This window comes from Mesorhizobium sp. WSM3866, assembly GCF_002294795.1.
In the GTDB taxonomy this organism is placed as follows: Bacteria; Pseudomonadota; Alphaproteobacteria; order Rhizobiales; family Rhizobiaceae; genus Mesorhizobium.
Genome location: NZ_NSGC01000006.1, coordinates 323294 through 336199 on the forward strand (window position 1 = coordinate 323294; position 12906 = coordinate 336199).

The following is a 12906-nucleotide window of genomic DNA, read 5'->3' on the forward strand; positions in this document are numbered from 1 at the left end:
AGATTCTGAGACGTTCCCATCAAAACCTCGGAATGTCCGGAAACGCCACCTGGCCCCGATGCACGTGCATGCGGCCGAGCTCGGCGCAGCGGCGGAGCTGCGGGAAGACCTTGCCGGGGTTGAGCAGATGGCTGGGATCGAAGGCGCATTTGACGCGCATTTGCTGCTCGAGATCGGTCTGGTTGAACATTTCGGGCATCAGATCGCGCTTCTCGACGCCGACGCCATGCTCGCCGGTGAGCACGCCGCCGACCTCGACACACAGCCGCAATATGTCGGCGCCGAAACTCTCGGCCTTGTCGAGCTCCCCCGGCACGTTGGCGTCGTAGAGGATCAGCGGGTGCAAATTGCCGTCTCCGGCGTGGAAGACATTGGCGACCCCCAACCCGTATTTTTCGGAGAGATCGCGCATGCCGGCGAGCACCCTCGGCAGCTCCTTGCGCGGGATGGTGCCGTCCATGCAGTAATAGTCGGGCGAGATGCGGCCGACGGCCGGGAAGGCCGCCTTGCGTCCGGCCCAGAAGCTCAGCCGCTCCTGCTCCGACTGCGATATCCGGCAGGTGGTCGAGCCATTGCGGTAAGCGATCGCCTCTACGAGACCGATCAGATGATCGACCTCGACGCTCGGCCCGTCGAGCTCGACGATCAGCAGCGCCTCGACATCGAGCGGATAGCCGGCATGGACGAAATCCTCGGCCGCGTGGATCGCCGGGCGATCCATCATCTCCATGCCGCCCGGGATGATGCCGGCGCCGATGATGTCGGCGACGCATTGGCCGCCCTGCTCGCTGGTCGGAAAGCCGATCAACAGCGCGCGTGCCGTCTCCGGCTTCTTCAGGATGCGCACCGTCACCTCGGTGACGACGCCGAGCAGGCCTTCCGAACCGGTCATGACGCCGAGCAGGTCATAGCCTTCCTGATCGAGATGGCTGCCGCCGAGCCGCACCACCTCGCCATTCATCAGCACCATCTGGATGCCCAGCACATTGTTGGCGGTAAGCCCGTATTTCAGGCAATGCACGCCGCCGGAATTTTCCGCGACATTGCCGCCGATCGAGCAGGCGATCTGGGAGGATGGATCGGGGGCGTAGTAAAAGCCCTCCTGCTCGACGGCGGTGGTGATGCCGAGATTGGTGACGCCCGGCTGGGCGACGACGACACGGTTCGGATAGTCGATCGCGAGGATGCGGTTGAAGCGGCTCATCACCAGAAGCACGGCATCCTCGAGCGGCAGCGCGCCGCCCGACAGCGACGTGCCGGAACCGCGGGGCACGACGCGGATGTTGCGCTCGTTACAATATTTCAGCACGCGGGAGACCTGCGCCACTGTCTCGGGCAGCACGACCACCAGCGGCAGTTGGCGGTAGGCGGTCAGGCCGTCGCTCTCGAAGGCGCGCATCTCGGTGGCCGTGTCGACAACGCCCTCGCCCGGCACGATGATGCGCATGTCGGCGACGATCTCGGCGCGCTTGCGCAGCGTCCCGGCATCTGGCTTGGGCATGGCAAGGCCGGACATCGAAGCCTCCTCCACTCGACTGGTCAAAATCTTTTACCAGCCGGGAGCATTCCTTGCAAACGCTGCTTTGGTCGAAATCGGATGGCGAACGACGGCCGAGCTTTCGCAGCGGCAATCTGCCGCTGGCTTCTGCCCGCTTGAGGGACCCTCGAGGGGAGATGGCCGCGAAGCGGTCAGGGGTTCGCCTCACGTAACCGCCGGCTCGTCTGGCGTCGAGGAAGATCCTGGAGCTTCTCGCGCCGCGCCCCCCTGTTGTCTTCGGGAAATCTCCCGGTCGAGGGGAAGTTTACTCGCCCGGATGCTTGGCCGGTTCGGAGTGCATCCTGCGCACGCGGCGCACGCCCCACCAGACGAGCAGGATGGCGACCGGCACCGAAGCCGCGGTGACGACTTCCGGCGGGAAGGCATGGCCGAAGCTCGACGCGCCTTTGGCGACATAGCCGATGAGGCCGACGACATAATAAGAGACGGCAGCGACGGAGAGACCTTCGACCGTCTGCTGCAGGCGCAACTGCAGCCTGGCGCGATTGTTCATCGAGGCCAGCAGGTCGCGGTTCTGCTTCTCGACGTCGACATCGACCCAGGTGCGCAGCAACGTGGTGGCGCGGGTGAGTTTTCGCGAGAGGTTCGCCTGGCGCTCCTCCACCGAGCGGCAGGTTCGCATCGCCGGCGCCATGCGCCGTTGCAGGAAGCCTGCCCAGGTGTCGTAGCCCTGTACCGACTCCTCATCCAGCGCCTCCAACCGCTCGCTGACGATGCCGTCATAGGCGCGGCTGGCGCCGAAACGGTAGAGGCTGGATGCCGCATCGGCCTCCAATTCGGCTGCAAGTTCGGTGAGGTCGGCGAGCAAGGTCTGGCTGTCGCGGGTCTCGGCCGCCTTCATTTCAAGCGTCGTCTGCGCCAGCCGGTCCTCGATGCGGCGGGCGCGGCCAGACAGCGTCAGCGCCAGCGGCAGGCCAAGCATGGCAAGCGTCCGGTAGGTCTCAATGTCGATGAGCCGTTGCGACAAGGCGCCGGTGCTCGCCGGCGTCAGGCCGCGGTCGAGCACCAGCATGCGGGTCAGCCCGTCGCCATCCTGGCGAAAGTCCGTGACGATGGCCGCCGCACCGCGCTCGACCAGCGAATAGCAGAGGCTGGTCGGATCGAAGCCGGCGATCAGCTTCTCGCTCGCCTGCGTCCATTTGCGGATTTCGAGCCGGATGCCGGAAATCACCGTTCCCGGCGGCGAGAAGCCGTTGCCGAAGGGCGAATCCTCCTGGCCCCGGCTGCTTTCGGCCAGCGGCCCTTCCCAGAGATAGGTCGAGAACTCCGTATGCCGTTCCCAGCGCAAGGTGCCCTTGCCCCATTTCATGGCATGGTGGCGGGCATGGCGTTCGGGCGCTGCGATGCCCAAGCGCCGCGACAGGTCCGACAGCACGGCAAGGTCGACGGCCGAGCCGCCTTCGGTCATGAAGGAGAGTTGGATGAGCACGCGCGGCTTCTCGACCAGCGGGTGCGGACGAGCATGGACCTCGCCTAGCGCGCCGGGGCGACCCTCATGGGCCGGAAAGCCCATGACGCTGCCCTGGGCACGCGGCTGGAATTCGAGATTGGCGTCCGACACGGCTGGTCCCCCTGGTTTCGACCCTTCGTGCAATCGCGTTGTCTTGCGGCAATCGGCAGGGGCCGTAAACAGCAAATTTCAGCTGCAGCCGATTCACAGAGCCGCCGGGGAGTCGACCTGATTCGGCGAATTGGATAAATAATTTGACCAGTTGGCGACGGAGGCTTAGATCTGCGCGACATCCATTCCGTTTCCAGGCGCGCTTCCATTGAGCGATATCTTCTCCAGGATCGAGCATTCGCGCACCGCCGACGAGGTGGTGCAGCAGATCGAGAGCCTGATCCTCGAGGGCGTGCTGCGCACCGGCGACCGGCTGCCGGGCGAGCGCGAGCTGGCGCGTCAGTTCGACGTGTCGCGGCCGATCCTGCGCGACGCGCTGAAGGCGCTGGAAGGACGCGGGCTGCTGACCACCAGACCGGGCGGCGGCACGCATGTCGCCGACGTCATCGGCCAGCTTTTCACCAGGCCGGTGACCGATTTGATCTCGATGCACCGCAAGGCGGTGACCGACTATCTGGAATACCGGCGCGAGGTCGAGGCAATCGCGGCCGAATACGCGGCGCGGCGAGCGACGCCCGAGGATCTGGCGCTGCTTGACCGCATCATGGCGCGCATGGACGAGGCGCACCGTACCGGCGACTTCGACGACGAGGCGGAAATCGACGTCGAATTCCACCACGCGGTCTGCGAATGCGCGCACAACATCATCCTCCTGCACACGCTGCGCTCCTGTTACCGGCTGCTCTCCGAGGGCGTGTTCCAGAACCGGTTGCTGGTCTTCACCGTGCCCGGCGCGCGCGAGGCGTTGCTTGAGCAGCACCGGGCAATCCACGCCGCGATCAAGGCGGCGGATCCTGCCGCAGCCCGCAAGGCGGCGATGGACCACATTACCTATGTCGAGCGCTCCATGGCTGAGGCCGAGCGCAGCGGCGACTGGCAGCGCGTGTCACGGCTGAGGCTCAGGCAGCGCTCGGAAGCCGGCGACATCGAACCGACACGCAAACGCTCCTAAGCACTGATCACGCGGGGACTACCATGAGCGACATCCTCACCATCGCCGACCTCAAGGACATGGCGCGCCGCAAGGTGCCGAAGATGTTCTTCGACTATGCCGATTCCGGCGCCTGGACGGAGAGCACGTACCGCGCCAACGAGGAGGACTTCGGCAAGATAAAATTCCGCCAGCGCGTGCTGGTCGACATGAGCAACCGCTCGCTGGAATCGACCATGATCGGTGAGAAGGTGGCGATGCCGGTGGCGTTGGCACCGACCGGGCTGACCGGCATGCAGCATGCCGACGGCGAGATGCTCGCGGCGCAGGCGGCTGAGGAATTCGGCGTGCCGTTCACGCTCTCGACCATGAGCATCTGTTCGATCGAGGATGTCGCCTCGGTGACCAAGAAGCCGTTCTGGTTCCAACTCTACGTGCTGCGCGACAAGGATTTCGTCGTCGATCTCATCGACCGCGCTAAGGCGGCGAAATGCTCGGCGCTGGTGCTGACGCTTGACCTGCAGATCCTCGGTCAGCGTCACAAGGACGTGCGCAACGGGCTGTCGGCACCGCCCAAGATGACGCTCGCCAACATTATCGATCTCGCCCTCAAGCCGCGCTGGTGCCTGGGGATAGCGGGCACGCCGCGCCGCACCTTCCGCAACATCGTCGGCCACGCCAAGGGTGTCGGCGACGTTTCTTCGCTGTCGTCCTGGACGACGGAGCAGTTCGACCCGCAGCTGTCCTGGAAGGATGTCGCCTGGATCAAGGAGCGCTGGGGCGGCAAGCTGATCCTGAAGGGCATCCTCGACAAGGAGGATGCGTTGATGGCGGCCGAGACGGGAGCCGACGCGATCATCGTGTCCAATCATGGCGGGCGGCAGCTCGACGGCGCCGCCTCCTCGATCTCAGTGCTGGAAGAGATCGCCGACGCTGTCGGCGATCGGATCGAGGTGCATATGGATGGCGGCATTCGCTCGGGTCAGGACGTGCTCAAGGCGCTCTGCCTCGGCGCCAGGGGCACCTATATCGGCCGGCCGTTCCTTTACGGACTCGGCGCGATGGGCAAGGCGGGCGTCACCAAGGCGCTGGAGATCATCCGCAAGGAGATGGACATCACGCTGGCGCTGTGCGGTAAGCGTCTGGTAACCGACATGGGCAAGGACCAGCTGCGGCGCTAGGGGCTTATTCACCGATCCGCCCTAGTTTCCCGTGATGACAGACACGGGAAGACGTCGCCTTGACTGAAGCCGGCATCCACTATCTCGACGCGCGCGGGCCGAAAGGCATACGCATCTATGCCATCGGCGACGTGCATGGCCGTCATGACCTGCTCGCCGCCATGCACAGCCGGATAGCAAGCGATCTGGAGTACGGACCAAAGTCCGATTGGCGCATCATCCATCTCGGCGATTATGTCGACCGCGGACCGGACTCGAGGAACGTCATCGAATTCCTAATCGAGGCGCGGAGCCGTGATCCCCGCAACATCATGCTTGCCGGCAACCATGACATCGGCATGCTCGATTTCCTTGCCAAACCCGATCCGGAGGGTCTGTTCATGCGCTATGGCGGCGTCCAGACGGCGGCGTCATACGGGGTGAAGCTCTCGACCGGCAGCAGCTGGTTCGGCAGGTCGGACGAGGCGCTGGCGCACGGACACGCGGCCTTGGTCGAAGCAGTGCCGCAAGCCCATGTCGACTTCCTGCGCTCGCTGTCTTTTTCAGCGTGCTTCGGCGACTTCTTCTTCTGCCATGCCGGCATCCGGCCGGGGGTGCCGCTCGAAAGCCAGAACGAGCAGGACCTGATCTGGATTCGCGACGTCTTCCACAATTACCCGGGGCTGTATCCCAAAGTGATCGTGCACGGGCATACGCCGGTGCCGGACGTCGAGGTGATGGCCAACCGCGTCAATCTCGACACGCTCGCCTGGCAGGCGGGAACGCTCAGCGCACTTGCCGTCGACGGCGCTGAAAAGCGCATTCTGACGGTCGAGGGAATGGCGTTCTGGCCATGACCCCAAGTGTGGGATCAGCTTTCCCTTTGTCGGGAAGGATCAGGCTCTAGCGAAGCGCGGCGGTGACGCCGTAGCCGTCGACGGCCTGGTGATTGTTTGCAGCGTCGGCAGAATAAATGCCGAGGCCGCACACGACGATGGCAGACAGCATTACAAAGGACAAAAGCGCTGCTTTCACGGACGTCATCTCTGGTTGAGCTTTCTGCATCTGTGCACGAGGCGGTTACCAATGCGTTGAAACGATAAAATGCGTCTCAATGTTTCGACGATTTCGCGCTTCTAAGCAGATTCTGTATCGCCGGTGTGTCGCTTGGATCACACAACAGCTTCATCGCGGTTGCACGGACGATACAGAGGGCGCCCTCTTAGGCGGGCGGCCGGACACAAACCAAGAATGAAGTGCGTTTTCCCCAGGCGGAACTGCCGCCGCGTGCCAATTATGTCACGCTCCGCGGCGGTGCGACGGTCAGATCGTCGCCACCCAGGCACGCGCGATCGCGAGCCCTGCGGCGTCGGCGTGCGGTCCGTTGCTAGCCATCTCGTAGTCGAGCCTGCCGGTCCAGTCGGGATGGCGCTCGGCGATCAGCGCCGCGAAGGAGGTGCTCCAGTCGCGCACCAGCGGGCGATCCGCCTCGAAATGGAACTGGAAGCCATAGACGGCGCGGCCAATACGAAAAGCCTGGTTCGCCGCGACATCATTGCCCGCAAGCCGCACGGCCTTCTCGGGTAGGTCGAACGTATCGTCGTGCCATTGGAAAGTCGGGAACTTTTCCGGCAAGGTGCCGAGAACAGGGTCGTGCTTGGCTTCGGCCGTCAGCGACACCCCGCACCAGCCGAATTCAACCGCACCGCCGATGTGGTTGTCGGCGCCAAAGGCGCGGGCGACGAGCTGGCCGCCGAGGCAGATGCCAAGCACCGATCGGTCCTTGCCGGCGAAATCGCGCGTCAATTCGAGCAAGGCGGGAAAATAGGGATAGTCGTCGTCGGCCAGCGCATTCTGCCCCCCGCCCAGAACCACCATGGCATCGTGACCGTTCGCGTCCCGGGGCAGCGGATCGCCTTGGTAGGGGCGGCGCAAGTCAAGCTCGGCGCCAGCCTCCGCGAGAGCGGCGCCGACTTGGCCGAGGCCGGTATTGTCGTAGTTCTGGACCACCAGCACCCGCATCCGCGAATCCCTGCTGACATGAAAATGACGGTGGGAGCGATATCATGCCGCCTCAGTTTCAGCCAAGCCACGCGCCGGAGAGAAAGCTATGCCACTGCAGAACCGGGTCGATCCGTTCGGCGCCATCCATGCCGTGCCCGAGCGCGGCCTCTTCACCGGCAATCGCGGTATCATCCATGACCCCGAGACAAAGACGCTTCTGAGGAAGCGTTGGGCGCTGCCGGCCTGGATCATCTGCGTCTGCCAATTCCGCGGCGTGGGACGCGAGCCGATGGGCCGCAATCGGCCTGGAGGAAAGGCCGGCTGGACCGAGCTGTTCTTTCTCGACGAGGTGACGGCGCTCGCGGCCGGTCACCGGCCCTGCTTCTACTGCCGGCGCGACCAAGCGAGAGATTTCGTGCGGCGCTTCGGAAAGGTCTTCGGCATTGCCGAACCGCGCGCGCCGATGGTCGACAAGCGGCTGCACAAGGAGCGGCTGGCCTCCGGCGGGCGTCCGCCGACCGTCTCATCGGACGAACTCGCCGGTTTGCCGGATGGAGCAGTCGTGGCCGAGGGTGAGACCGCCTACGCGCTCCGCGCCGGCAAGGCGCTCGAATGGTCCTTCGCAGGCTATGCCGAGCCCGTCTTGTTCAATCGCCTCGCCAGGCGATCGCTGCGACTGCTCACGCCTGCCACAAGTGTTTCGGTGCTGAGACATGGTTACGCGCCGGTCTGGCATCCGTCCGCCGATACTTGACGACAACCCGCGCCTCGCCCATTGCTCGGCCATGCGCGCCAACTACAAAATGCAGCGGCTGTTCGTGCCGGACGATCTCGGACCGGGCTTCGAATTCGATGCTGGACAGCAGCAGAGCCACTATCTCGCGCATGTGATGCGGCTCGGCGAAGGCGCGGAGGTCCTGCTCTTCAACGGCCGCGACGGCGAGTGGTCGGCTTCGATCGCCGCCAAGACCAAGAAAGCCGTGCGGCTCAAGGTGCTTACCCTGCAGCGGCCGCAGCCGCCGCTGCCCGATCTCGTCTATTGCTTCGCCCCGCTGAAGCAGGGCCGGCTCGACTATCTGGTGCAGAAAGCGGTCGAAATGGGTGCCGGCATCCTGCAACCGGTCATCACCCAGCACACACAAGTGGCCAAGCCTGGCATCGCTCGGCTGCGCGCCAATGTCGTCGAAGCGGCCGAGCAATGCGGCATCCTGGCGGTGCCAAAGGTGTGCGAAGCAGAGAAGCTGGAGCGGCTGCTCGGCGGCTGGGACAAGGAACGGCGGCTGATCTTCTGCGACGAGGATGCCTCGACCAACAATCCACTGCCAGCCTTGCAGAAGGTGAGCGAGAAAAAACTCGCGCTGCTGGTGGGGCCGGAGGGCGGCTTTTCCGATGACGAGCGCAGGATGCTGCGGGCGCTGCCCTTCGTCAGCGCCATTCCGCTCGGGCCGCGCATCCTGCGCGCCGACACCGCGGCGGTCGCGGCGCTCGCGGTGATGCAGGCGACGATCGGCGACTGGTGATCAAATCCAGTTGAGGCGTGGCTCAGGATTTTTCGCTTGATCGGCTACTGACATTTCGTCCATCTAGCGCCCGGCGGCTAGCTGACGGCTGCGGAGGGCTTTCCTATGGCGCGCGACACAACCGATATCCAGCCCATCGAAGGCATCGACGAACTCGTCGGCTATCTGGCGGCCGGCAACAAGCCGCGCGACAAATGGCGGATCGGCACCGAGCACGAGAAGTTTCCCTTCTATGTCGATGGCAACGCGCCGGTGCCCTATGGCGGCGAGCGCGGCATCCGCGCCATCCTGGAAGGCATGCAGGAAAAGCTCGGCTGGGATCCGATCATGGATGCCGGCCGCATCATCGGCCTAGTCGAGCCGACCGGCCAGGGCGCGATCTCGCTGGAGCCGGGCGGGCAGTTCGAGCTCTCCGGCGCGCCGCTGGAGACGATCCACCAGACCTGCCGCGAGGGCAACGCACATCTGGCGCAGGTGCGCGAGATCGCCGAGCCGCTCGGCATCCGCTTCCTCGGCCTCGGCGGCAGCCCAAAATGGTCGCTTGCCGAAACGCCGAAAATGCCGAAGTCACGCTACGAGATCATGACTCGCTACATGCCGAAGGTCGGCTCCAAGGGCCTCGACATGATGTATCGCACCTGCACGATCCAGGTGAATCTCGACTTCGAAAGCGAATTCGACATGCGCCGCAAGATGCAGGTGGCGCTGAAGCTGCAGCCGCTGTCGACGGCGCTGTTCGCCAATTCGCCCTTCACCGAGAGCCGGCCGAACGGGCTGCAGAGCTGGCGCGGCGACATCTGGCGCGACACCGACAACCAGCGCTCCGGCATGCTCGAATTCTGCTTCGCGCCGGATTTCGGCTTTGCCGACTATGTCGAATGGGCGCTCGACGTGCCGATGTATTTCGTCATCCGCGACGGGCAGTATCACGACATGACGCGCTACACCTTCCGCCAGTTCATGGCGGGTGCCGCGCACACGCAAGTGCCCGACGGCCTGCCGACGATGGGCGACTGGGCGAACCACCTCTCCACCCTCTTCCCCGATGTGCGGCTGAAGCGCTTCCTCGAGATGCGGGGCGCCGACGGCGGACCGTGGCGGCGCATCTGCGCGCTGCCGGCTTTCTGGGTCGGCCTGCTCTATGACGAGCAGGCACTCGACGCCGCGGAGACGCTGACCTCGAGCTGGACCTACGAAGAAGCGCTGGCGATGCGCAACGCCGTGCCGGAGCACGGGATTTCGGCGCCATTCCGCAACGCCACCTTGCGCGAGGTTGCCCGCGACGTGCTGGCCATCGCCCGCACGGGTCTGAAGAACCGCGCCAAGAAGAACCGCGACGGCTATGACGAGACCTCGTTCCTCAACACGCTCGACGAGGTCGTGGCGCGCGGCACCACCAGCGCCGAGGAGATGCTTTCGGCATATCACACGCGCTGGGGCGGCTCGATCGAGCCGGTGTTCATGGAATATGCCTACTGACCGTTCGCCGGCCACCTGAGCCGTGGCTCGGCAAAAGCTGCTTCAATCGGTGATGGAAACGCAATAGGCTCCTCCGTGAGGATATTGCGGAGGAGATCTCATGCCTTCCCTGTTCGATATTTTTTTGCAAGCCCAGAACGGCGCCGGCATGCAGGCGCTGGCCCAGCAGTTTGGCCTTTCGATGCAGCAGGCGCAGGCCGCGGTGCAGGCGCTGCTGCCGGCCTTCTCACAGGGGCTTCAGCGCAACACCGCCGATCCCTATGGAATGGGTGCTTTCATGACGGCGATGGCGAGCGGCCAGCACGCCAAGTATTTCGAGGACGCAACCCGGGCCTTCACGCCGCAAGGCATCGATGAAGGCAACGGCATTCTCGGCCATCTGTTCGGCTCGAAGGACCTGTCACGCGCTGTTGCAGCCCAGGCCGCTCAGGCGACCGGCCTTAGCCAGCAGGTGCTGCAGCAGATGCTGCCGGCGATGGCGTCGATGATGATGGGCGGATTGTTCAAGCAGACCAACAGCCAGATGCAGGCCGCCGGCGGCTTCGGTGGCGGCGGCAATCCTTTCGGCGAGATCATCGAGGAGATGATGCGGCAGGCGGGAGGCGGCGCACAGGCCCCGCAGCCGGCGCCAAATCCCTATGGCGACAATCCGCTCGGCAAGGTGCTGCAAGACATGTTCGGCGGCGGCGCCCAACAGCCGCAACGCCAACCGCAGCAGGCGCCGAACCCTTACGGCGACAATCCGCTGGGCAAGATGTTCGAGGAAATGCTGCGGCAAGGCGGCGGTTTCGGCACGCCAGACGGACAGCAGGCGCCGCAGCAATCCCAGCCGCAGCCGCAAACCAATCCGAGCGGCCGGCCGAGAAATCCATTCGACGACATCTTCGGCAGGATGTTCGAGACCGGCGCGCAGCAGCGCGAGGAATATCAGAAGGGCATGGAGACGATCTTCGACCAGTTCAAGCGCGGGATGGACCGACGGTAGGGCGCTCAACTCAAAAGAAAAATGCCCGGTCCTGGAGGGGAACCGGGCAATGTGCAGGCAGGCCGGCGGGGAACCGGCAGGGAGTGTGGGAGCCTGCATGAAACTTGGTCGCGCCGAGCCCTCGAAAGGTTCAGCGCGAGCGCAAACGCAGCCGGCGAAGCCGCTCAGGCGACCTTGCGGGCGAGGTCCTCGATCATATCGACGCGCTCTTCTGCGATTGCGCGCAGCTTCACCGTCGGATCGCGGCCGAAAGGCACGCTGACGGCGACGTGGAGGTCGGCGCGGGTCAGGCCGATGTCGGCAAGCTCGGCATCCGACATCTCGCCAAGGCGATAAAAGGCGCGGCGGTTTTTCCAGGCGCGGAAGGCATCGGCGACCGCATTGAGCACGCGGGTCGCAACGGCCGGACGCGTGGTGATGCGCGGGGTCTCGGAGGCGAATTCGATCGTGGTCATGTCAGTCTCTCCTTCGGAGTCGTGCAGACGAAACCATGCAATCGGCGCCTGGGAGGAGCGCCGTTGCGGTCTCGATACAGTTAACGTGACGCATGTCGTTGGCCCGCAACACGGGGGCCACTTTTGGGCGACATGCTGTGCCTTCATGTGGACAATGGCAATTTGCCACGCCGCGATTGATTAATCCAACGAATGTTTCTAATCTTTAGCATCAACACGAATGATGGATTGGACCGATGAAAGCGCCGCTCGATCTCGATCAGTTGCAGACCTTCATCTCGATTGCCGACACCGGCAGCTTCACGCGGGCTGCCGAGGAGGTGCACCGGACACAGTCTGCGGTGTCGATGCAGATGCGCCGTCTTGAGGAGCGGATCGGCAAGCCGCTGTTCGAAAAGGATGGTCGCACCAACAAGCTGACCGAGGAAGGCGACAGGCTGCTTTCCTATGCAAGGCGGCTGATCTACCTCAACCGCGAGACTTTGGCGGCCTTCGACGACCAGCGGCTCGAAGGCACGATACGGATCGGCACGCCGGATGACTATGCGGACCGCTTCCTGCCCGAGATCATGGCGCGCTTCTCGCGCTCCAACCCGCGTGTGGAACTCACCGTCATCTGCGAGCCGACGCCGGGCCTGGTCGAGCACATCAAGCGCGGCAATCTCGACCTCGCGCTGGTGACGCACAACGACACGCGCGGCCAGTCGGAGGTGGTGCGGCGCGAGCCGCTTCTATGGGTCACCTCGGCCAATCATGCCACGCATGAGCAGGAAATCCTGCCGATGGCGTTCGGCCGGCCGAACTGCATCTGGCGGCGCGCGGCGGTCGACGTGCTCGACCGGCAGAACCGCGAATACCGCGTGCTCTTCTCCAGCTTCTCGGCGACCGTGATCACTGCCGCCGTGCTTTCCGGCCTCGCCATCTCGGTGCTGCCGGAATGCGCGCTCAGGCCCGGCATGCGCGTGCTCGGCGAGGCCGACGGGTTCGACGCGCTGCCGGATTGCCGCATCGGCATCATGCGCGGCCAGACCTCGCAGCCGGAGATCGTCGATGCTCTGGCCCGCCATATCGCGGAAAGCCTGGACAATATTTCCGTGCCGGTCAGCGAAGAGACGGGAAGCTTCGACTTCGCGGCACTCGCCTTCGCCAAGATGAAGCGGACCAAGGCAAACCAGATCCTGCCTGGATGGTAG

At 64.5% G+C, this 12906-nt stretch carries 13 protein-coding genes; 8 read left to right on the top strand and 5 right to left on the bottom strand.

Annotated elements, in window-relative coordinates; all coding sequences use genetic code 11:
* Window positions 1–19: 19 nt before the first annotated feature.
* Together CK222_RS16595 and CK222_RS16600 are read right to left on the bottom strand one after the other, a co-directional pair.
* The gene (locus CK222_RS16595; protein ID WP_095801082.1) at window positions 20–1516 is read right to left on the bottom strand and encodes an FAD-linked oxidase C-terminal domain-containing protein; all 1497 of its coding nucleotides are present in this window, start codon (window positions 1514–1516) and stop codon (window positions 20–22) included.
* A gap of 286 nt (window positions 1517–1802) precedes the next feature.
* Window positions 1803–3119 carry a DUF3422 family protein gene (locus CK222_RS16600; protein WP_067327348.1) on the bottom strand — a complete coding sequence of 439 codons (1317 nt, stop codon included), beginning with the start codon at window positions 3117–3119 and terminating at the stop codon, window positions 1803–1805.
* Between the two features lie 208 nt (window positions 3120–3327).
* Between CK222_RS16600 and CK222_RS16605 the strand changes: the two genes are divergently transcribed.
* The 3 genes from CK222_RS16605 to CK222_RS16615 are packed head-to-tail and all read left to right on the top strand — an operon-like array spanning window position 3328 to window position 6127.
* On the top strand, window positions 3328–4131 hold the full coding sequence (locus CK222_RS16605) for an FCD domain-containing protein (protein ID WP_095801083.1): 804 nt from the start codon (window positions 3328–3330) through the stop codon (window positions 4129–4131).
* Between the two features lie 23 nt (window positions 4132–4154).
* Window positions 4155–5291, top strand: coding sequence for an alpha-hydroxy acid oxidase (locus tag CK222_RS16610; protein WP_095801084.1), 1137 nt, complete (start codon window positions 4155–4157; stop codon window positions 5289–5291).
* A gap of 59 nt (window positions 5292–5350) precedes the next feature.
* A complete protein-coding gene (locus tag CK222_RS16615; RefSeq protein ID WP_067327338.1) occupies window positions 5351–6127 on the top strand; it encodes a metallophosphoesterase family protein in 777 nt (258 codons plus the stop codon).
* A gap of 46 nt (window positions 6128–6173) precedes the next feature.
* Here the strand turns inward: CK222_RS16615 and CK222_RS33370 are convergent, their stop codons facing one another.
* Window positions 6174–6305 (bottom strand): hypothetical protein, encoded by a 132-nt coding sequence (locus CK222_RS33370; protein WP_275955501.1) that lies wholly within the window; start codon window positions 6303–6305, stop codon window positions 6174–6176.
* Window positions 6306–6593: 288 nt separating this feature from the next.
* On the bottom strand, window positions 6594–7292 hold the full coding sequence (locus CK222_RS16625; protein ID WP_095801085.1) for a type 1 glutamine amidotransferase: 699 nt from the start codon (window positions 7290–7292) through the stop codon (window positions 6594–6596).
* An 88-nt stretch (window positions 7293–7380) separates the two neighbouring features.
* On the opposite strand from CK222_RS16625, the gene CK222_RS16630 reads away from it, so the two are divergent.
* The 4 genes from CK222_RS16630 to CK222_RS16645 all read left to right on the top strand — a co-directional run bounded on the left by CK222_RS16630 (window position 7381) and on the right by CK222_RS16645 (window position 11258).
* Window positions 7381–8028, top strand: coding sequence for a hypothetical protein (locus tag CK222_RS16630; RefSeq protein WP_095801086.1), 648 nt, complete (start codon window positions 7381–7383; stop codon window positions 8026–8028).
* 31 nt (window positions 8029–8059) lie between these two features.
* The gene (locus tag CK222_RS16635) at window positions 8060–8794 is read left to right on the top strand and encodes a 16S rRNA (uracil(1498)-N(3))-methyltransferase (RefSeq protein ID WP_095801087.1); all 735 of its coding nucleotides are present in this window, start codon (window positions 8060–8062) and stop codon (window positions 8792–8794) included.
* A gap of 105 nt (window positions 8795–8899) precedes the next feature.
* Window positions 8900–10273, top strand: a complete 1374-nt coding sequence (locus CK222_RS16640) for a glutamate--cysteine ligase (RefSeq protein WP_095801088.1) — start codon at window positions 8900–8902, stop codon at window positions 10271–10273.
* 100 nt (window positions 10274–10373) lie between these two features.
* Window positions 10374–11258 carry a DUF937 domain-containing protein gene (locus CK222_RS16645; RefSeq protein ID WP_095801089.1) on the top strand — a complete coding sequence of 295 codons (885 nt, stop codon included), beginning with the start codon at window positions 10374–10376 and terminating at the stop codon, window positions 11256–11258.
* A 164-nt stretch (window positions 11259–11422) separates the two neighbouring features.
* Here CK222_RS16645 and CK222_RS16650 read toward each other — a convergent pair whose 3' ends face one another.
* Window positions 11423–11713: a DUF1127 domain-containing protein gene (locus CK222_RS16650; protein WP_095801090.1), complete on the bottom strand. Its 291-nt coding sequence runs from the start codon at window positions 11711–11713 to the stop codon at window positions 11423–11425.
* Between the two features lie 236 nt (window positions 11714–11949).
* Between CK222_RS16650 and CK222_RS16655 the strand changes: the two genes are divergently transcribed.
* Entirely contained in the window at window positions 11950–12906 is a 957-nt protein-coding gene (locus CK222_RS16655) for a LysR substrate-binding domain-containing protein (protein WP_066989268.1), read from the top strand.

What these genes read in the sequence shown, in the direction of transcription:
- CK222_RS16625 (WP_095801085.1), bottom strand. Translation starts at nt 7,292, where the DNA reads ATGCGGGTGCTGGTGGTCCAGAACTACGACAATACCGGCCTCGGCCAA.
- CK222_RS16595 (WP_095801082.1), bottom strand. Translation starts at nt 1,516, where the DNA reads ATGTCCGGCCTTGCCATGCCCAAGCCAGATGCCGGGACGCTGCGCAAG.
- CK222_RS16650 (WP_095801090.1), bottom strand. Translation starts at nt 11,713, where the DNA reads ATGACCACGATCGAATTCGCCTCCGAGACCCCGCGCATCACCACGCGT.
- CK222_RS16635 (WP_095801087.1), top strand. Translation starts at nt 8,060, where the DNA reads ATGCGCGCCAACTACAAAATGCAGCGGCTGTTCGTGCCGGACGATCTC.
- CK222_RS16645 (WP_095801089.1), top strand. Translation starts at nt 10,374, where the DNA reads ATGCCTTCCCTGTTCGATATTTTTTTGCAAGCCCAGAACGGCGCCGGC.
- CK222_RS16640 (WP_095801088.1), top strand. Translation starts at nt 8,900, where the DNA reads ATGGCGCGCGACACAACCGATATCCAGCCCATCGAAGGCATCGACGAA.
- CK222_RS16655 (WP_066989268.1), top strand. Translation starts at nt 11,950, where the DNA reads ATGAAAGCGCCGCTCGATCTCGATCAGTTGCAGACCTTCATCTCGATT.
- CK222_RS16610 (WP_095801084.1), top strand. Translation starts at nt 4,155, where the DNA reads ATGAGCGACATCCTCACCATCGCCGACCTCAAGGACATGGCGCGCCGC.
- CK222_RS16630 (WP_095801086.1), top strand. Translation starts at nt 7,381, where the DNA reads ATGCCACTGCAGAACCGGGTCGATCCGTTCGGCGCCATCCATGCCGTG.